Source organism: Nonomuraea sp. NPDC050202 (genome assembly GCF_040656115.1).
Taxonomy (GTDB): Bacteria; Actinomycetota; Actinomycetes; order Streptosporangiales; family Streptosporangiaceae; genus Nonomuraea.
In genome coordinates this window covers 566,399-585,597 of record NZ_JBFALF010000003.1, presented here as the reverse complement: position 1 = coordinate 585,597, position 19,199 = coordinate 566,399, and the positions used below count along the sequence as shown (strand labels likewise).

At 70.9% G+C, this 19,199-nt stretch carries 19 protein-coding genes; 8 read left to right on the top strand and 11 right to left on the bottom strand.

The features are described 5' to 3' along the window. Positions 1-27: 27 nt before the first annotated feature. The 3 genes from AB0I79_RS12720 to AB0I79_RS12710 form a co-directional block, all read right to left on the bottom strand. Positions 28-801: a class I SAM-dependent methyltransferase gene (locus AB0I79_RS12720; RefSeq protein WP_357871070.1), complete on the bottom strand. Its 774-nt coding sequence runs from the start codon at positions 799-801 to the stop codon at positions 28-30. 110 nt (positions 802-911) lie between these two features. Then, positions 912-1,694: a DUF899 domain-containing protein gene (locus tag AB0I79_RS12715; RefSeq protein ID WP_357871068.1), complete on the bottom strand. Its 783-nt coding sequence runs from the start codon at positions 1,692-1,694 to the stop codon at positions 912-914. A gap of 122 nt (positions 1,695-1,816) precedes the next feature. Then, positions 1,817-2,995 carry an MFS transporter gene (locus AB0I79_RS12710; RefSeq protein WP_357871065.1) on the bottom strand — a complete coding sequence of 393 codons (1,179 nt, stop codon included), beginning with the start codon at positions 2,993-2,995 and terminating at the stop codon, positions 1,817-1,819. Positions 2,996-3,077: 82 nt separating this feature from the next. Between AB0I79_RS12710 and AB0I79_RS12705 the strand changes: the two genes are divergently transcribed. Together AB0I79_RS12705 and AB0I79_RS12700 are read left to right on the top strand one after the other, a co-directional pair. Beyond that, a complete protein-coding gene (locus AB0I79_RS12705; protein WP_357871062.1) occupies positions 3,078-3,671 on the top strand; it encodes a TetR/AcrR family transcriptional regulator in 594 nt (197 codons plus the stop codon). Between the two features lie 184 nt (positions 3,672-3,855). Further along, positions 3,856-5,025, top strand: a complete 1,170-nt coding sequence (locus tag AB0I79_RS12700; RefSeq protein ID WP_357871059.1) for a hypothetical protein — start codon at positions 3,856-3,858, stop codon at positions 5,023-5,025. Positions 5,026-5,033: 8 nt separating this feature from the next. Here AB0I79_RS12700 and AB0I79_RS12695 read toward each other — a convergent pair whose 3' ends face one another. Further along, complete coding sequence (locus tag AB0I79_RS12695; RefSeq protein ID WP_357871056.1) at positions 5,034-5,483, bottom strand: Lrp/AsnC family transcriptional regulator; 450 nt, start codon at positions 5,481-5,483, stop codon at positions 5,034-5,036. A gap of 164 nt (positions 5,484-5,647) precedes the next feature. Between AB0I79_RS12695 and AB0I79_RS12690 the strand changes: the two genes are divergently transcribed. The 3 genes from AB0I79_RS12690 to AB0I79_RS12680 all read left to right on the top strand — a co-directional run bounded on the left by AB0I79_RS12690 (position 5,648) and on the right by AB0I79_RS12680 (position 11,119). Continuing rightward, on the top strand, positions 5,648-8,998 hold the full coding sequence (locus AB0I79_RS12690) for an indolepyruvate ferredoxin oxidoreductase family protein (RefSeq protein ID WP_357871054.1): 3,351 nt from the start codon (positions 5,648-5,650) through the stop codon (positions 8,996-8,998). A 10-nt stretch (positions 8,999-9,008) separates the two neighbouring features. Beyond that, a complete protein-coding gene (locus tag AB0I79_RS12685) occupies positions 9,009-10,148 on the top strand; it encodes an acyl-CoA dehydrogenase family protein (RefSeq protein ID WP_357871051.1) in 1,140 nt (379 codons plus the stop codon). Positions 10,149-10,729: 581 nt separating this feature from the next. Then, complete coding sequence (locus AB0I79_RS12680; RefSeq protein WP_357871048.1) at positions 10,730-11,119, top strand: helix-turn-helix transcriptional regulator; 390 nt, start codon at positions 10,730-10,732, stop codon at positions 11,117-11,119. 77 nt (positions 11,120-11,196) lie between these two features. Here AB0I79_RS12680 and AB0I79_RS12675 read toward each other — a convergent pair whose 3' ends face one another. From AB0I79_RS12675 to AB0I79_RS12650, 6 genes are all read right to left on the bottom strand, one after another. Continuing rightward, complete coding sequence (locus tag AB0I79_RS12675) at positions 11,197-11,550, bottom strand: carboxymuconolactone decarboxylase family protein (protein ID WP_357871046.1); 354 nt, start codon at positions 11,548-11,550, stop codon at positions 11,197-11,199. Between the two features lie 222 nt (positions 11,551-11,772). Continuing rightward, a complete protein-coding gene (locus AB0I79_RS12670; RefSeq protein ID WP_357871044.1) occupies positions 11,773-12,243 on the bottom strand; it encodes an alpha/beta hydrolase in 471 nt (156 codons plus the stop codon). A 422-nt stretch (positions 12,244-12,665) separates the two neighbouring features. Further along, the gene (locus tag AB0I79_RS12665) at positions 12,666-13,181 is read right to left on the bottom strand and encodes a hypothetical protein (RefSeq protein ID WP_357871041.1); all 516 of its coding nucleotides are present in this window, start codon (positions 13,179-13,181) and stop codon (positions 12,666-12,668) included. A gap of 516 nt (positions 13,182-13,697) precedes the next feature. Next, entirely contained in the window at positions 13,698-14,090 is a 393-nt protein-coding gene (locus tag AB0I79_RS12660) for a hypothetical protein (protein WP_357871039.1), read from the bottom strand. Between the two features lie 87 nt (positions 14,091-14,177). Beyond that, a complete protein-coding gene (locus AB0I79_RS12655; RefSeq protein WP_357871036.1) occupies positions 14,178-14,633 on the bottom strand; it encodes a hypothetical protein in 456 nt (151 codons plus the stop codon). A gap of 277 nt (positions 14,634-14,910) precedes the next feature. Beyond that, positions 14,911-15,699, bottom strand: coding sequence for a hypothetical protein (locus tag AB0I79_RS12650; protein ID WP_357871033.1), 789 nt, complete (start codon positions 15,697-15,699; stop codon positions 14,911-14,913). Between the two features lie 176 nt (positions 15,700-15,875). Between AB0I79_RS12650 and AB0I79_RS12645 the strand changes: the two genes are divergently transcribed. Then, positions 15,876-16,529 carry an HNH endonuclease family protein gene (locus AB0I79_RS12645; protein WP_357871030.1) on the top strand — a complete coding sequence of 218 codons (654 nt, stop codon included), beginning with the start codon at positions 15,876-15,878 and terminating at the stop codon, positions 16,527-16,529. Positions 16,530-16,620: 91 nt separating this feature from the next. Here AB0I79_RS12645 and AB0I79_RS12640 read toward each other — a convergent pair whose 3' ends face one another. After that, positions 16,621-17,289: a nucleoside monophosphate kinase gene (locus AB0I79_RS12640; protein WP_357871029.1), complete on the bottom strand. Its 669-nt coding sequence runs from the start codon at positions 17,287-17,289 to the stop codon at positions 16,621-16,623. A gap of 151 nt (positions 17,290-17,440) precedes the next feature. Here AB0I79_RS12640 and AB0I79_RS12635 point away from each other — a divergent pair, with 151 nt between their 5' ends. After that, positions 17,441-18,691: a peptidase C39 family protein gene (locus AB0I79_RS12635; protein WP_357871026.1), complete on the top strand. Its 1,251-nt coding sequence runs from the start codon at positions 17,441-17,443 to the stop codon at positions 18,689-18,691. Continuing rightward, positions 18,688-19,137 (top strand): hypothetical protein, encoded by a 450-nt coding sequence (locus AB0I79_RS12630; protein ID WP_357871023.1) that lies wholly within the window; start codon positions 18,688-18,690, stop codon positions 19,135-19,137. Before AB0I79_RS12635 ends, AB0I79_RS12630 begins: the two co-directional genes overlap by 4 nt. The last annotated feature ends 62 nt before the right edge of the window (positions 19,138-19,199 follow it).

The window sequence follows — 19,199 nt, the reverse complement described above, 5'->3', positions numbered from 1 at the left end:
CCGTCTTCCCACGGCGGGCCTTGGCCGTCAACCGATGGGCGGACCCTGGCCGTCAGCCGATGGCGGGCGCCGGCGATCAGCGTCGCCCTTGACGCAGCTCAGCACGAGGAACACGGGGAACCTGGCGGCATCCGGCCGCTTCGCCGCCCACTCGGGGGCGGGCTCGGGCTCCGCCAGCTCGTCCACCCACAGGTCGTGGTGGCGCAGCGTGTTGAGGTACGTCGAGAGCGTGCGGTGATTGGCGCCCACCCGGCGGCGCAGCGACGACAGCTCGCCGTCCGCCCGCCACCAGCCCTCGGCGTGGTAACGCGCCTCGCCCGGCCACGAGCCCGACACGCCCTGCCCGCCGGGGAAGCAGGGGTGCAGGATCGAGCAGGCGAAGACCCCGCCAGGGCGCAGGACGGCGGCGGCGGTGGCCACGGCGCCGTCCAGATCGTCGATGTCGGACAGGCCGAAGCTGCAGACCACGACATCGAACGGCCCGAAGCCCCGCAGGTCGGATGCCGCTGGACCGGCCGCGACGTCGGCGTGGAGGTAGCGGATGCCCAGCCGGGACTCGCGCTCGGCGGCCTCCGCCTTCCCGATGAGGGCGGCCGAGAGGTCGGCGCCCACCACCTCGGCGCCCCGGCGGGCCAGCGCGCGGCTGATCCTGCCGTGACCGCAGGCGATCTCCAGCACGCGTCGGCCGCCGATCGGCTCCAGCAGGTCGAGCAGGCGGCGCGAGGCCGGGTCGTCGATGTCGTCCGTCCAGCCGGCCGCGTAGAAGTCGGCGACCTCGTCGTAACGCGCAACTCCTGACATGCCTCGACCCTAAGCGCGCGACGTCCGCCGCCCGCGCGCTGTTCGTCGAGCGCGGAATCGGCTTTCGCCTCCGGGCGGAGGACCGCCTCCGGGCGGAGGACCGCAGCCGGTCAGTGGTGGTGACCGCGCCGGCCGAGGCTCTCCACGGGGGTCGCACCGGGGCGGGTCCACTGCGGCACGGGACGGCTGGTGGAGCCCCAGGATGCGTTCCCGTCCACGTCCGAGCGCCAGTACCAGCACGGGCCGCGCCCCTCGGGCCAGCCCTCGGGCTTGTCCTCCCACGCCTCGCCCCGGCCGTAGGGCGTCATGTCGAGCAGCCCCATGGACCCGTTGACGGGCTCGTTCCCGCGGCCCGTCGTGGAGTAGGTGAGGAACACGCGGTCGCCGTCGCGCAGGTAGCAGGTGAGGTAACCCATGGCGCCGCCGACCGGCCCGTCCACGCCGCGTACCGAGTACCAGGGCTGGGTGTAGCCCATGAACTCGACGTAGGAGGCCACCTCGTCCCACCGGCCCGTGGTCACGATGGCGAACGATACGCCGCGGGCGTTGAGGTAGACGGCGTCCTTCAGGTGCCAGGCCGTGGTGGTGCAGCCCTCGCACTGCCCCTGGTGCGGCGCGCCGTCGTACCACATGTGCTTGTAGATCACGAGCTCGTCGCGGCCCTGGAACAGGTCGAGGAACGGGACAGGGCCGTCGGCTCCGACGACCTCGACCGTCCCGTCGAACTCCACCATCGGCAACCGGCGGCGGGCCGCGGCGATGGCGTCACCCTCGCGGGTGTGGGCCTTCTCGCGGGCCAGGAGCTCGTCCCGGGCGGCCTGCCAGGTGGCCAGGTCGACGATGGGCGGGCGGCCGGGCAGCGTGCCGGCCGGGTCGTCCTGCTTGGTCGTCATGGTTCCTCCGTGCTGTCCGGTGCCGGGCAACGTCGTACGACGTTCACCAAGACAGACTCGCGGCCGGGCCGGAACTCATCGCGGCGGGGAACACCTTCGGCGCCGGGCTCCACGGCGGACGTTCATCCGGCGCGTCCGGCCAGCCAGAAGAGCGCGAGGGCGACCAGTACGACGCCGGCCGCCACGGCGGGCAGCCAGCCGCCGCCGTGCCCGGCGAGCACGAGCCCGCCGACCGCACCCCCGCCCGACACGCCGACGTACACGGCGCTGCTGTTGAGCGCGAGCGCCTGCGGCCCCGCGGGGCCGGCCAGGGCGAGCAGGCGGGTCTGCGCGGGCGGCGGGATCCACCAGGACACGCCTGCCCAGACGACCAGCAGGGGCAGCAGCGCCATCAGCGGCACGGGCCGCAGGAACCAGCAGGCGCTGAAGGCGGCCATCACCACCGCGAACCCCACGACCCCGGTGATCAGCGCCCGGTCGGAGCCCCACCGGTCGGCGGCCCGCCCGCCGAGCTGCCCGCCGGCGAACCCGGCGAGCCCGGCCAGCACGAACACCCACCCGAGCTCGGCCGGCCCGGCCCCCGCGAGGTCGTGCAGGAACGGCGCCAGGTAGGTCAGCACCATCATGCTGCCCAGCACGATGGCCACGATCCCGAGCAGCCCCAGCAGCACCTGGGGCCGGGCCAGCGGCGCGAGCCGGTCCCGGATCGGCATGGCGGGGACGGGCGGCGTCTCGGGCAAGGTCATCCTGATCGCCATCAGCGCGACCAGCCCCAGCGCCCCGCCGACCCCGAAGGTGGCCTGCCAGCCGAACGCGCCGCCCACCCAGGTGCCGATGGGCACGCCGAGCGCGAGTGACCCGGTCAGCCCGCCCATCACCAGCGCCAGGTAGCGGCCCTGACGCCCTTCGGGGGCCAGGGTGGTGGCGATGGCGTACGCGGCGGGCACGACGGCCGCCGCCGCGACCGCGGCCAGCACCCGCAGCCCCATGAGCACCGCGTACGAGGTGGTGAACGCCGCGGCCCAGTTGGCCACGACGAACAGCGCCAGCGCGCCGGTCATCAGCCCGCGCCGGGGCCAGGTGGCGGTCACCACGGAGGCGACGGGCGCCGCCAGCGCGAACGCCAGCGAGAAGGCGGTGACGAGCTGCCCGCCCGCGGCCTCGCTGACCCCGAGGTCCGCCGAGATGGCGGGCAGCACCCCGGCGATCACGTAGTCGTCCGTGGCGAAGGCGAACGTGGTGAACACCAGGGCGAGCAGCCACGCGGGCAGCCGGACGCGCTGCCGTACGGCGACAGGCATGGATATCCCCTCGATAAAGGTAACAAGTGTTTCCCCGTTAGGGTAACAGTCGTCACCCGAATGACGTCAAAGGGATTGCGCCATGGCCAGGACCGCCGACCCGCACCGCCGTGCGGAGCTGCTCGACCAGATCGTCGACTACCTGGCCGGCCACGGCCTCTCCACGTTGTCGATGCGCCCGCTGGCCCAGCACCTGGGCAAGTCCACGCGCGTGCTGACCCATCACTTCGCCGACAAGGAGGCCCTGCTGTCGGCGACCATGGAACGCCTGGACGAGCGGCACCGGGCCTGGCTGCGCTCGCTGCCGGGCTGGTCCGGCGCCGACAGCGTGGGCACGATCGTCCGGCGCACCTGGGACTGGCAGGCGCGGGAGGAGAACCTGCCGGTCGCCCGCCTGATCCACGAGATCGAGGGCCTGGCCGCGGCGGGCAAGCTGGCGGGGCACGTGCCCAGGCTGCTGGCGGACCGGTCGGAGTTCGTGGCGGGGCTGCTGCGCGAGCGGGGCGTCCCCGAAGCGGACGCCCTGCGCATCTCCACGCTGGCCAACTCGGCCTACACGGGGTTGCAGATCGACTATCTCACCACCGGCGACCGCGAGCGGGTGGAGGCCGCGCTGGATCAGCTCTGCGCCCTGGTGGACGAATGGGTCGCCGCCGCCGCCCGAACCGCAGGGTGACGCCGGGAGGCGCCATGGGCGAGGACTCCGCCGCGGTCCGGTAAACGCCACGGCCCGGGAAGGGCCACGGGCAAAGACTCCGCCATGGCGGCGCATGGTTGCGGTCTGACCCCACGCGCGGCCCCCGCGGCCGGTAGGAGGCTAGCCCCCGGGTCGAGCAGGCACGACGGCGCGGGGGTAGGACATGGGCGGCAGGCCCCGGATCGCGGCTCTCATCGCGCTCGCCGCGCTGGCCGGCGGCGGGGCCGCAGCTGCCACCGCCGCCGATCGTGCCCCCATGCCCCCGGACTCCCAGCCGGGGCCGGACCCGGCCGGCCCGCCGCAGGGCCCCGACCCCGCGCCCCTGCCGGAGGACCCCGTCGTGTCCCCGAGCCCCATCGGCCCCAGCCTGCGCCTCACCGCCGGCATGACCCCTGACCCCGTGATCGCCGGCACGGAGTCCGTCTACACCCTGACCGTCGCGAACACCGGCGACCAGGACGCGGACGACGTCATCGTCGCCGCCGTCCTCGACCACAACGTCACCCCCGGCGCGCTCCCCGCCGCCTGCTCGCCCACCGGCCGCACCATCACCTGCGGCGGCCCCGGCCTCACGGTCCCCGCCGGCCGCAGCACCACGTACGAGCTGCCCGTCACCACCGACCCCGCCCTCAGGAACGGCACGACCCTCACCAGCCGCGCCCGCGTCACCGCCCCCGGCGTCCCCGGCGACGCGGCCCAGCTCACCACGGAGGCCGTGACCAGGGCGGACGTCGAGCTGTCCAAGACGGCTCCACCGTCCACGGACGGCACGATCACCTACACCCTGACCGTCACCAACCACGGCCCGTCACAGGCCACGGACGTCACCATCCAGGACCCCACCCGGGCGACGATCGCCGACCGCCCCGCCGAGTGCCCCGGAGCCGGCCCGACCCTCTCCTGCCCCATCGGCCCGCTCCCCCCGAACGAGAGCAGGACGCTCACGTTCACGGTCACCCCCCGCACCACCGGCGTGGTCGAGAACTGCGCCACCGTCAGCACCGGCGACCGCGAGCAGCGCACCGCCGACAACCGCTCCTGCGCCGACACCCTGGTGGAGCCCACCCCGGCACCGTCCAGGAGCCCCAGGAAGCCCGAGCGCGCCGAAGAGCCCGAGGCCATCGCCGACGAGGGCCCGGAGCCCACCCCGGCCACCGGCAAGGCCGCCGCCGACAGGAACGACGTGCCGCCGCCCGCCCACCACACGACCCCAGAGCTGCCCCTGACCGGCACCTCCGTCTGGATGCTCGGCCTCGGCGTCGCGGTGCTGCTGGCGATCGGCCTGCTCGTACGCTACTTCTCCCGCCGCGACAAGTCAGGGCAGGAGGGCTGACGGGCCTGTCACGGCACCGGCGCGTCCCGGGTCCACGAGCCCAGCACGAGCAGCGTCTTCGTCCCGGTGACGTCCCCGGCCCTGCGCAGCCGGTCGATGACCTGCTGGAGGTGCCCGAGGTCGCGCACGCGTACGTGGATCAGCGCGTCAGGGTCCCCCGCGATCGTGAACACCTCCTGCACCTCGGGCACGTCCGTGGCGGTGCGGATGATCTCGGTGACCGGCGTGGTGCCGGGATAGCGCAGCTCGGTGAAGGCCTCGATGCCCCACCCCAGCTTGGCGTAGTCGATCTGCACGGTGAAGCCGGTGATCACGCCGAGTTCCTTGAGCCGGTCCACCCGCCGCTTGACCGCCGCCACCGACAGCCCGATACATTCGGCCATCTCGGAGAACGTCCGGCGCCCGTCCTCCCGCAGGAGCCGCAGCACTCGATGATCGATGTCGTCCAGGTCAGGCACGGAGAACACCTCCTTCAGGCGCAAATAACATCATCCACGAAGCCCATGAACTCATATTGTTTGCGTCTTCAGCCCACTTTCTCATCTAATACTTGCGCATGTCATGCCCGCGTTGCTGTGCTGGGAATCACCAAGCGAGCACGTACGACACCCAGGAGGTCCGCGTGAGCGTGAGCGAGACTCCCGCCCCCGTGTCGCTCGACGACAAGTACACCGCGCTCGACGGCCGGGTGCTCATCTCCGGCATCCAGGCCCTGGTCCGCCTGACGCTGGAGCAGCGCCGCCTGGACCGGGCGCGCGGCCTGGACACGCGCGCGTACGTCACCGGCTACCAGGGCTCGCCGCTGGCGGGCGTGGACCTGGAGATGGGCCGGGCGAAGCGGTTCCTGGACGAGGCCGGCGTGGTGTTCCAGGCCGGCCTGAACGAGGAGCTGGCGGCCACGGCGGTGGCCGGCACGCAGCTCCTGGAGCAGGTGCCGGGCAGGCGGCACGACGGCGTGGTCGGCTACTGGTACGGCAAGAACCCCGGCCTCGACCGGGCCGCCGACGCCATCAGGCACGCGAACGTGGCGGGAACGGCCCCGCTGGGCGGCGCGGTGGCCTGGATCGGCGACGACCCCGGCTGCAAGTCCTCCACGCTGCCCAGCTCGTGCGAGCCGATGTGCCAGAGCCTGTCCATGCCGCTGCTGGCGCCCGGCTCGGTGGCCGAGATCATCGAGTTCGGGCTGCACGCGGTGGCCATGTCGCGGGCGAGCGGCCTGTGGGTGGGGCTGAAGATCGTCGCGGACATCGCGGACGCCTCCGCCACCGTGGACCTGGGCCCGCTGCGCGCGGACGTCCCCGTCCCCGCCGGCGGCTCCCGGGGGCCCGCGCCGATCCTGCTCGGCCCCGCCGCCCTGGACGCCGAGCACGACATGCTCACCCGCCGCCTCGACCTGGCCCGCGAGTACGCCCGCGCGCACGGCCTGAACCGCGTCATGGCGGGCGCGGGCAACACGACCCTGGGCGTCCTCGCGTCCGGCGCCACGTACGCGGTGGTCGAACGGGCGCTGGAGGACCTGGGCCTGGACGCCGAGGAGGCCGGGCTGCGGCTGATCAGGCTCGGCATGCCGTTCCCCGTCGCGCCGGGCGAGCTGGCCGCGATGACCGCCGGCCTGGACAAGGTGCTGGTCGTCGAGGACAAGGTGCCGTTCCTGGAGGGGCACCTGAAGCAGGCCCTGTACGGCGGCGAGCGCACCCCGGCCGTCGTGGGCCGCGAGCTGCTCACCGCCCGCAGCACGCTGAGCGCCGAGGACGTGGCCACGGCCATCACCACCTGCCTCGGCCTCGAACCGCCCAGGAAGGCGGCACGGCGGCGCGGGCTGCTGCCGGTGGTGGCGGCGCGCACCCCGTACTTCTGCTCGGGCTGCCCGCACAACACCTCCACCCGCACCTCCGACGACACGCTGGTCGGCGTGGGCATCGGCTGCCACGCGATGATCGCGCTGGACGGGCACGGGCGCGGCACCCAGGTCGGCATCACCCAGATGGGCGGCGAGGGAGCCCAGTGGATCGGGCTGTCCCCGTTCACCGAGGACCGGCACTTCGTGCAGAACCTGGGCGACGGCACCTTCCACCACTCCGGCTCCCTGGCGATCAGGGCCGCCGTCGCGGCCGGGGTGTCGATGACGTACAAGCTGCTCTACAACGACGCCGTCGCCATGACCGGCGGCCAGCGCGCGGAGGGCCGCCTCGACGTGCCCGCGCTCACCCACGAGCTGGCCGTGGAGGGCGTGCGCCGGATCGTGATCACCACGCCCGAGCCCGGCACGTACCGCGGCGTGCGGCTGGCGCCGATCGCCTCCGTGCGCCACCGCGACGACCTGGCCGAGGTCGAGCGGGAGCTGGCGGCGCTCGGCGGCGTGACCGTGCTCATCCACGACGACCGCTGCGCCGCCGAGGAGCGCAGGCTGCGCAAGCGCGGCAAGCTGCCCACGCCCACGCGGAAGGTCGTGATCAACGAGCGGGTCTGCGAGGGCTGCGGCGACTGCGGCGACGTCTCGACGTGCCTGTCCGTGCAGCCGGTCGAGACCGAGTACGGCCGCAAGACCCGCATCCACCAGGCCTCCTGCAACTCGGACGAGAGCTGCCTGAAGGGCGACTGCCCGTCGTTCCTGCTGGTCGAGCCGGGCACCGTGGACAAGCGGCGCGCGGCGCCGCCGCTGCCCGCGCAGCCGCCCGAGCCGGTCCCCGCCCACGGCGACGAGGTGCTGATCAGGATGCCCGGCATCGGCGGCACCGGCGTGGTCACCGTCTCGCAGATCCTGCAGATGGCGGCCCACCTCGACGGCCTGCACGCGGCGGGCCTGGAGCAGACCGGCCTGGCGCAGAAGGGCGGGCCGGTGGTCAGCGACGTGCGGATCGGCAAGCGGGCGCCGAGCGGGTCCGTACGCGCCTCGCGGGGCAGCGCCGACGTGCTCATCGGCTTCGACGTGCTGGGGGCGGCGGCCGACACCACCCTGGACGTGGCCTCCCCCGAGCGCACGGTCGCCGTGCTGAACACCTCCGTGGTACCCACCGCCGCCATGGTCACCGGCCGGGTGCCCGTGCCGGGTCACGCCGCCGCGGTGTCGCGGGTGGAGACGGCCACCCGCGAGCAGGTCTGCGTGGACGCGCACGCGCTGGCCGAGGCGCTGTTCGGCGACCACATGCCGGCGAACCTGCTGCTGCTCGGCGCCGCGTACCAGCACGGCTGCCTGCCCGTCAGCGCCGCCTCGATCGAGCAGGCCATCACGCTCAACAGGGCCGCCGTCGAGCAGAACCTGGCCGCCTTCCGCTGGGGCCGGGCCGCCGTGTCCCATCCCGAGGCCGTACGCCGGGCCCTCCTGGGGGACACCGAGGAGGAGACCCGGAGCAGCCTGGACGACGTCATCGCCACGCGGGTGGCCGACCTGACCGGCTACCAGAACGCGACCTACGCCCGTACCTACGCCGACGACGTACAGCACGTACGGGCGCTGGCCGTCGAGCGGGCGGGCGAGGAAGCGGGCACCGCGATCGCCCTGGCCTACGCCCGCGGGCTGCACAAGCTGATGGCCTACAAGGACGAGTACGAGGTCGCCCGCCTGCACCTCGACCCCGCAGAGCAGGCCAGGCGCGAGCGCGAGTTCGGCGCGGACGCGGTCGTGTCGGTGCTGCTGCACCCGCCGGCGCTGCGCGCGATGGGCATGAAGCGCAAGATCAAGGTGCGCCGTTCGGCCGGGGTGCTGTTCCGCGGGCTGCGGGCGGCGCGGGTGCTGCGCGGGACCGCGTTCGACGTGTTCGGGCGCGCCGGGGTGCGGCGGGTCGAGCGCGAGCTGATCCCCGAGTACCGCGACCTCGTCCGTACGGCGCTCGACCGGCTCACCCCCGGCACCGCCGCCGCCGTCGAGGAGCTCGCGGGCCTGCCGGAGCTGATCCGCGGGTACGAGGACATCAAGCTCGCCCGGGTCGCCGAGTTCCGCGAACGCGCCAGGAAGGCTCTGGAAAACCTCTGAGGGAGTGAACGTGACAGTCGACCGCCTGCTGCCCGACCAGGACGCCAAGGATCTCATCGAGCTGACCAGGGAGATCGCCGACAAGGAGCTGGCGCGCCGGGTGGACGAGCACGAGCGCGCGGAGACCTACCCCGAGGGGCTGTTCGCCACGCTGGGCTCGGCCGGGCTGCTCGGGCTGGCCTACCCGGAGGAGTACGGCGGCGGCGGGCAGCCGTACGAGGTGTACCTCCAGGTGCTGGAGGAGCTGGCGATGCGCTGGGCCGCCGTCGCGGTGGCCACCAGCGTGCACACGCTCGCCTGCTTCCCCGTCTTCGCGTACGGCACGCAGGAGCAGCGCGACAGATGGCTGCCCGACATGCTGGCCGGGCACCTGATCGGCGGCTACAGCCTGTCGGAGCCGCAGGCCGGCTCCGACGCCGGGGCGCTGGCCTGCAAGGCCGAGCGGGTCGAGACCGGCTACCGGATCACCGGCAACAAGGCGTGGATCACGCACGGCGGCATCGCCGACTTCTACGCCCTGTTCGCCCGCACGGGCACCGGCTCGCGCGGGGTGTCCTGCTTCCTGGCGCCGGGGGCGGCCGACGGGCTGACGTTCGGGCGGCCCGAGGAGAAGATGGGGCTGCACGCGGTGCCGACGACGAGCGCGCACTGGGACGGCGCGCTCCTGGAGGCCGACCGGCTGATCGGCGAGGAGGGGCAGGGGCTGCAGATCGCCTTCGCCGCGCTCGACTCCGGCCGCCTCGGCATCGCCGCCTGCGCCACCGGCCTCGCCCAGGCGGCCCTGGACGAGGCCGTCGCCTACGCGAAGGAGCGGCAGACCTTCGGCAAGAAGATCATCGACCATCAGGGGCTCGGGTTCCTGCTCGCCGACATGGCGGCGGCGGTGGACAGCGCGCGGGCCACGTACCTGGACGCGGCCCGGAGGCGGGACGCGGGGCTGGGGTACAGCCGGCAGGCGAGCGTGGCCAAGCTGGTGGCGACGGATGCGGCGATGAAGGTGACTACGGATGCGGTGCAGGTGTTGGGGGGGTATGGGTATACGCGGGAGTTCCGGGTGGAGCGGTACATGCGTGAGGCCAAGATCATGCAGATCTTCGAGGGGACGAACCAGATCCAGCGGTTGGTGATCAGTCGTCACCTGGCCAAGTAGCGTCTGACCATGCGAGAGCCCCGCTTGCCTGTCCCGGGGGGCGGGGTGTCCCAAGGCTGGATTGATCACTGTTCCGTGAGCAGCATGAACCACGGCACTTCCCGCTCGGCCAGGCGCTCCAAGAGAGCATGTCGGAGGCGACTCGGCGTTTGCAGCCACCACCCCGAGGTAAAGGATTCCCTATACTCGAGGCGTGCAGGACGAGTGAAGCATCTATGTCACCGACGAGGTTGACGCCTGGATCAGCAACCTTGACCCAGAATCGCATCGGCTCGTCATCGACGCGCTCGATCGGCTCGCGGAGAACGGTCCAGCGCTGGGGCAGGCCACTCGTGGGCAAGGTGAACGGCTCGCGTATCGCCAACCTGAAGGAACTGCGCCCCCGGTCCACGCGACGTAGCGCACTTCGGCTGCTGTTCCGTCTTCGACCCAAGACGGGACGCCATCGTCCTTGTCGCCGCAGACAAGATCGAGGCGAGCCCTCGAGACCCTAACCGCTGGTACGAGGAGGCCATACCGCACGCGGAGGGGCTGTACGAAACTGACCTGAAGGAGCGTGCAGAAGCGAAAGGGCAGAACTCATGACGACATTCAAGAAGTGGGACCGCGCCAAGCATGTCGAGCAGGCCGGGGGGGAGGAGGCCCTTGCCGAGACCCGTCGCATGGTCGACGATTTCATCGATGCCTGGCAGCTTGCTCAGCGCCGCAAGAGCGCCGCTCTGACGCAGAACGAGGTGGCTGCCTTGATGGGTGTGACGAAGGCGCGTGTCTCGCAGATCGAACGTGGTGAAGTCTCGTCAGTGGATGTGATCGCCCGCTACGTGGAGGCCATCGGCGGGCATCTTGAGCTCACCGCCAGCTTCCCTGGTGGCACCTACCGGCTACACGCCGGCAGGATGAGGAAGATGTGTAAGCGTCATTTCAAGTTCCAGGGCACGCGTACCAAGCCGCGCACCACTGACGCCCGATAGCTAAAGCCTGTACGGAGTTGAGACACCGGCGATCGAAGCGCGGCCGGCCGGCGTCCTCACTTCCACTTGAACTTCACTCACGCTTTCCCTTCGCCGAGGTCCGGGAGTTTCTCCATATAGGAGACGGCCCGGCGAAGGAGCGGAATGGTGACCGACCCGCCTCCTACGAGGGCGATCTGCAGCGCCTCGAGCACCTGATCACGAGCGACCCGCTCTTCGTCACATCGTTCGAGGTGGTAGTAGACGCATTCCTCGCAGTCCTTCATCACGGACACCACGAGGCCGAGCAGTTCCTTGACCGAGACGGGCAGGGCGCCGGGCGCGTACGCTGCTCCGTCCAGCGAGAAGAAAGGATTCGAACAACGAGCCGCTGCCGCGCAGGCGCTCGTTTCCGTCGGCTCTGGCCCTGCGGAAAGCTTCCGGAGTGCCATGTGCGGCCTCGACCGTGGGTTCGCCGTCGAGCACGACGGCGTCCTCCAGCGGATTGTCCGGCGACTTGGCCGCGGTCGAGGCTCATCGCGTGTGCGGCGTCGCCGAGCAGCGCGACCCGCCCCTGTACGAGGGCCGCCGGGTCGCGTCGCCCCCGACCGCGGCGTCCGGGGCGACTCGACCGGTGGCACCCCGCGGCAGTTCATCTACCGCCCGCTCAGCCTCTATGCCGTGAAGAAGTCAACGAGTGCGCGTGCGATCTGGCCGGGCGCGTTCTCCGTGGGGATGTGTCCTGCGTCCGGGATACGTACGAGTGTGGTGTGCGGGATCTCCGGGGCGAACCGCTCGGCGTACGCCACCTTCTGAAAGCCGTCGTCCTCGCCCCAGATCAGCAGCTTGGGTGTGGTGTTCTGTCGCAGGGCGGGGACGATGCCCCGGGTGTAGCGGTTGTCGGCTGCGCCCACCATGGCCATCCAGGAGCGGCGGACCCGCGCATCGGTCCACGGGGCCAGATAGTCCGTGATCCGCTGTTCCGTGGCGGCACCGGCCAGCGCCTCCGTCACGGCTTGCCGGCGGGCGGCGAGAAGCTCGTCGGCGGTGGTAGCGGCGGCGACCACCGGGTCCCGGAACCGGGCCACGCTGGAGACCGGCCAGGAGTCGTAGGTGACCGAGTTGACCAACGCCAGCCGGAACACCTCCAGCCGATCGTGGACCAGGAGGTGCTTTCCCGTGCAGCAGGAGCACGGCCGGGCTGTCCTGCTCCACGGTCAAGTAGCTGGCCGGCTCGCCGTCGACCTGGATCTCGGTCCGCAGCACCGTCGATTCGGTGAATTCGCTCATGGCCCCACTGTGGCCGAGGCCGGCCTCCCGGCCGAGAGTCTGGAATGACACCCTGATCATGCTGGTCGCCGTCCTGGCCACCGTGCCGCGAGCCGGGGACCGCGATGCGTTGCGCCGCCCGAAGGCCTGGACGATCGGCTCGACGCCGGCCGCGGGCGGGGCACTGATCGAGCCGGCCGGGGCGCCGGAGGGCTGGTGCTCTCCGGCGCACCGACCCTGCCGCCGCTCCCGGTCGCGGCTCGCGCCGTACACGGAAGGGGCAGACTGAGGGGTGAGCTCAGCGCCTGGCGATGTTGTACTGGATGGTGTACTGCCGCGCTCCGCAGCAGCCGGGGTGACTCGGGTTGGGAGTCCGGATCCAGAGCTGCCCGAGGGTGCCGCTGCGAACTCTGACCGTCCTCATGACCGAATATGCCTTGGAGCCGCCGTCGCAGATCTTGCCGTATCTCCCTCGCTGGGCCTCCCAGTCGTTCGCGTTCGCGAAGTAGAGGTCCGGGAAGATGCATCCGCCCCTGGGGAAGCCGTTCTCGCGGATCACGATGGATCGCAGCTGTGCGGATCTGGGGGACTTGTAGGCCCAGGTACTGGTCACCTTGATCGGGTACTTCCGGCCGCGGTGGTCCTTGATCGCGACATAGGTGATCACGGACTGGACCGGCCTGACTCGCTTGACGTAGCTGATCTTCTGGTCGGGCGCGGCGTGCGCGGCAGGCGCCATGAGCAGCCCGGCTCCGAGGGTGGCGGTTAGAGCCACTCCGATCGCGGGAATCCGGAGTCGCGTGAGGGGTCGCACTGGTTCTCCTTCACCATGCAAGGCATTCATGGGCAGACGGTCATCTGACCGGTCAGAAATCCGTTGAGGAGCGTGGTCAGGCCGAAGAGCGGGCGTCGAGCCGGGTGAAGGTGGAGCCGGCCGGCCGGCCGCGGCTGCGCGGGCGCCGACACGCGGCCCTCGCATTTCCGCATCCCGGTGCCGTCCCGGCAACGACGCCAGCCGAAACGCCGAGGACGGACACAACGCTGCGATTCTCTTCCGCTTGCCGGTTATTACGATCTATTTTCCTTCCAGGCGTTTTTCAATTTTTGCGCCGACCGAACGCTATACGACCTCGGTATATCGAGAGAATATGGCCAGCATACGGGCGCTGAATCACGCTGCGTCCTGCGCACCAGGTGATGGCGGCGCGAACATGGTCGGGCCGGCGCCTGTATCAACGAGTGGAACCTGATCTCGGATTTCAGTCATCAGCAAATGATCGTCCGTCAGCGGGAGATACAACACCCGGATCGTGCTGCTCTTTCGTTTGTCCTACCAGAGGGTGGACGGTCCCGCGACGACCCAGCCGGCGTCGGTGGGCTTGACCCAAAAGCCCAAGGACACCTCGATTATCTCCGCGCGGTAGATGATCTCGACGTAGACATGGCTGCCAGTGTGGCCCCAGTGGAAGCCGCCGAGGTCGAGTTCGCGGAGCCAAGACAGGTCCCGCTCCCCCTCATCGGCGGCAAGGCTGCAACCCGCCTCGTCCGCCTCGTCGCCCGCTCCGACCGAGCCGGCCCAGAGCGACTTGAGCACATGCCGGACCGATGAGTGGTCGACGAGCTGTTCGGCCTCAGGGATTTTCCCAGCTCGGAGCAGGCTGAAGTAGCGGCCGACGACCGCTTCGACGTCGGTCCTGGAAGGGCGCTCCGTCCAGATCTTCACCCCGAGATCATAAAGGTCGGATGGATGACGCCACTCCCTCGCTCATGTCCACGGCCGGCGGCTTCAGGTTGAAGAAACCCTCACCGGTCAGGTGTCGTACATGCCGTCCCATGGTTCGTAGAAGCCGATGTTGTTCGGGTAGAACTCGGCGTGTTCTTCGCCTTCGAAGGTCTCGATGACCAGGCCGAACAGCACCCCGTCGAACGTGTGCTGGAAGGGCCGGATGGCGATGTCGTCGAAGCGAAGGCCCGGAAGCGCGTCGAGCCAGTGCTTCAGTCTCTCGTGGGCGCGGTCGACGCTTGCCCGATGGTCGTCCTCGGCGCCGGTGTGCTCGATGCGAGAGTGGAGGTGGTGGCCGGCGGCGTCGAAGGTGTGCAGAACGGCGTACCAGCGTTTGTGTGTCGGCCAGTCGTCGGTGCGGGTGTAGCCCTCGCGGAAGGCTGCGATGGCGGAGCCGAAGAACTGGCCGCCTTCCCAATGGCCGATCGTGCCGGTGTGGTAGTCGGGTTCGTAAACGATGGGGATGATCTCGGGGAGTGCCATGCACTGGAGGGTAGCCATCGGGGCCGACAACCCTTTGGGCTGTCACGATCTTGCTAACGCCGGCGCTCACGGACCGGTGGCGTGCTTGACCGCGCGAGTCCATGACGTCGCCGGAAGAGCGGCCCTCGGTTCCCACGACTCGGAGCTTGCCCCGAGCTGGAGTAGAACTGTGCCGTCCCGGTTCGGACGACCATGAAGCTGAAGGCCCGGACCATGATCTTGACAGGCATGCGTTCCAGCAGGCGGGGCGCCGGGATCGAGGGCGAGCCCAGCAGGGTCAGCCGTCGCTCGGCCCGGTGATCGAGGGCTTGTCGGTGTGCCAGGTGAGATGGACGTTCGCGGGCTCGCCGCCGGCGAACAGGATGCTGAGGTCGGCCTCGTAGACGCCGTCCTCGAGGCGGAGCGCGGGTGTCCAGATGTCGCGATTGTCCACCTCGCCGGCGGGGGCGGTGTCGTAGTTCCACGTGGCGGTCTGGCGGCCTTCCGGAGCTCTGCGGACGATCTCGAGGGAGATCGAGGCTATCCTCATGTCACGGAAAGGCGGCCGTTTCATGCTCTCATCCTTCGGCGTCAGGAATTGCGCCCATACCACCCCGCACTTGGGGTGCGGATTGTGGACCAAGGTGAAATTTCCAATGATGCCCCAGCTTCTGGCTATATCGGAGCTGGCGGAAATCTGATGGGTGCCGTTCAGATACCGGCAGCCCTGGGCGATGGGGTCGACGCCGTCGCCCGGCCTGCCCAGCACCACGACCCAGACGGACAGGGCGGCCAGCGCCGCGAAGGCGCCGCAGGCCAGGCCGACGCGGGGTCCGGTGCGCTCGATGCCCTTCAGGAGCGGCCACAGGCCGACGATCACCATCCCGGTCAGGGTCCAGCCGATGACCACCCAGGTCAGGACGGGCCCGTAGGCGTCGAGGCCGAGGCCGGAGAGGCCGAAACTGCCCACAAGGCCCAGCACGGCGGCCAGTACGGTGCCGATCGTCGCCCGAATGGCGCCGCCGCTGCGCTTCTTCGCGCCACTTCCGGGTGTTCTCTGCTCTTGGGTCGCACTGCCGCCCGTCATTTTCTGCCCCTTCTCCGCGGCTCGGACGATCCAAGGATTCCACAGAGAGCACGGCCCGAGAAATTCATTTCACCCGCGCTGACATGAGTAAAGAATTTAATTATGCAACATTTGCCGGTCAAATCATCCGAATATCCCCGCCGAATCTGGGGGACGCCGGAGGTATGGGTCCAACGATGATCTCCCTGCGGCGGGCGGCGTGCGTCGCCGTGCTCGCCCTCGTGTTCCTCCCGATCACCGCCGCCCTCACCGCGCCGCAGGCCGCGGCCGAGCCGCGCAAGCGCGCCCAGGCCGACTCCGCGGTGCTCGCCCGGCGCATGCTGGGCCAGCTCAAGGTCGCCAGGGCATTATCGATCCGCGGCTACAGCCGCAAGCGCTTCCAGTCCGCGCAGGGGCAGCGCAGGAGCAAGTGCAGCACGCGCGAGAAGGTGCTGGCCCGCGACGGCCGCAAGGTACGCAGGAACGCCGCCTGCCATCCGGTCAAGGGCACCTGGTACAGCCCTTACGACGGCAAGGTGCTGAAGAGCGAGAAGTACGTGGACGTCGATCACGTGGTGCCGCTGTCGTACGCCTGGCGTTCGGGTGCCAAGCGGTGGAGCGCGGCCAAGCGGCGCGCCTTCGCCCACGACCTCAGGCGCCCCGAGCTGATCACGGTCAGCCATTCCGCCAACATCGCCAAGGGCGGGCAGGGGCCGCAGAGCTGGCGGCCCCCGCGCCGGGCCCACTGGTGCCGGTACGCGACCTCGTGGATCACGGTGAAGCACCACTACCGGCTCTTCGTGACCCGCAGCGAGCGTACGGCCCTGCTGAACATGCTGCGCACCTGCTGAGGCCCCTGCCGGACATGTCCCGCCCCCGCTGAGGCCCCGCCGGACATGTCCCGCACCCGCTGAGACCCTGCCGGACAGGCCGCCAAGACCCCTAGCCGGACAGGCGGGCGTCCGACGGCAGGTACGGCGGAAGGTTGAAGCGGGTGCGGATGGCGCGCTGGACGGTGGTCTTGTCGGCCCGCGCGTCGATCGTCATCACGTACTCCTTCCGCCTGAACAGCTCGATCACCGGGTCGATCTTGCTGTGGTAGTCGGCCAGCCGCCGGGCCAGCGCGTCCGGGGTGTCGTCCGCCCTGGTGACCAGGTCGCCGCCGCACACGTCGCAACGGCCCTCCACCTCCGGCCGGTGGGCGATGAGGTTGTAGTCCATGCCGCATCGCGAGCACAGCCGGCGGGCCAGGACGCGGCGGCGGACCTCGTCGTCCGGCAGGTCGAGGTGGATCACGCCGTCGAGGTCGTAGCTCTCCAGGAAGAACTCCGCCTGGCGGCGGTTGCGGGGGAAGCCGTCGATGACGAAGCCGTAGTTCCAGTCGTGGAGCTGGAGGCGGTCGCTGACGACGTCCTCCACGAGGTCGTCCCCGACCAGCTCGCCCGCCGCCACCAGGCGGCGGACCTGGGCGCCGAGCTTGGTGTGGTGCTTGACGTGCCAGCGGAAGATGTCGCCGACGCTGATGTGCACCAGGTCGAGGTCGTCGGCGAGCAGGGCGCTCTGGGTGCCCTTGCCGCTGCCTTGTACACCCATGATCACGTATTTCCGCATAACCATCTCATTTCACAGCGCAAGCGGCGTAAGCCTCGTCGCCTCCCATCGAATCAGTGATGACGATCGATTACGTAGATCTCCCGATGCTTTGCCGGGGCCACCGAGCTTAGGGTCGGCCGCATCGAGCGCCTTCCTGGAAGGTGGGTTCATGCCTGCGCTGTCCATGGTCCTGTCCGCCCTGCTCCTGTTCACGTCCATGACCGACACCACCGTGGGGACGAAACCGGCGGCCCCGGCCGTCCCCGACGTCGTCTACCAGCGGGCCGACTTCTCCTCCGGCACCCCCGAGGGCACGACGGCCGGCGACGGGCTGGCGTTCGGCCAGGCCGCGGGGACGACGAGCTACACCGACGCGCTGGGCACCAAGACGTGGGAGTACGCCCGCTGGACCGGCCCCGAGCGGGACATCGGGTTCGGCGCCACCGAGCTGATCGCGTCCTGGACGGCGGACGTGCCGCAGGGGAGCTGGATCCAGGTCGAGGCCCGCGGCAGGAACGCGGAGGGCCTGACCAAGTGGTACTCGCTGGGCCGCTGGTCCTACGCCGAGGGCGACATCCTGCGCACCTCCGTGCCTGGCCAGGGTGACGCGGACGGGTCGGTGGCCGTGGACACGCTGGTCGCGGCGGCGGGCAAGCCTCTCAGCGGGTACCAGCTCCGCCTGACCCTCTACCGCACCCCCGGCTCCGCGGTGACGCCGCGCGTGCGCACGTCCGGCGTGATGAGCTCCAACGTGCCCGAGCGCAAGACCGTGCCGGTCAGCCCCGGCGGCGGCGCGTGGGGCACGGAGCTGGCCGTGCCGCGCCGCTCCCAGAACGTGCACCTGGGCCACTACCCCGAGTGGAACGGCGGCGGCGAGGCGTGGTGCAGCCCCACCTCGACCACCATGGTGCTGGGTTACTGGGACAGGTGGCCGAGCGAGCAGGACACCTCCTGGGTCGATCCCGCCGACCCGGACCCTGAGGTCGACTACGCCGCCCGCTACACCTTCGACCACGCCTACGACGGCACGGGCAACTGGCCGTTCAACACGGCCTACGCGGGGCGGTACGGCGTGGACGGGTTCGTCACCCGGCTGCGCTCGCTGACCGAGCTGGAGCTGCTGATCAAGGCGGGCGTGCCGGTCATCACCTCGCAGTCGTTCAAGAAGGGCGAGCTGCCCGGCGCCGGGTACGGCACCGACGGCCACCTGATGGCCGTCGTCGGCTTCACCGCGACCGGCGACGTGATCGCCAACGACCCGGCCTCGTCCAGCAACGCGGCCGTGCGGCGCGTCTACCCGCGCGCCGACTTCGAGGACGTGTGGCTGCGCAGCTCCAGCAGCGGCGGCGTGGCCTACGTCATCCACCCGCCGGACCACCCGCTGCCGCCGACGACTCCGGGACTGCCGGCGAACTGGTGAGCAGCGCCCTGGCGGCCCTGCGGAGGGCCGCCACGAGGCGGTCGCGGTCGCCCGCGCGGGTCGCCGGCACCACGTGGCTCGGCTCCACGCCGTGCAGCGGGATCGCGGTGATGTCGGGGCGGAAGCGGGCCACGTGCGGCGGGACGGCCGCGATGGCCACGGGCTCGCCGGTGGCGATCAGTTCGAGCTTGTCCTCGACGGACTGGATGACCGGGCCGTCGGGGGCGGGGCTGCCGTCGGGCCTGGGGCCGCCTGGCCCGACGGAGCAGGCGCCCGCCGGCGCGCGCCTGCACGCCGTCGCCGAGGAGGGCGTGCCGGTACGCGACCTCGCCGAGATCACGGGCCGGCACCTCGGGCTGCCGGTGACCTCGATCCCGATGGCGGAGGCGGGCGAGCACTTCGGCCGGCTGGGCCGTTCGTCTCGCGGGACCAGGGCCCACCAGTGACGAACGCCACTGTCATGATCTGCCCCTAAATGTGGCGATCTCTACCGAGATAGTGTCCGGTG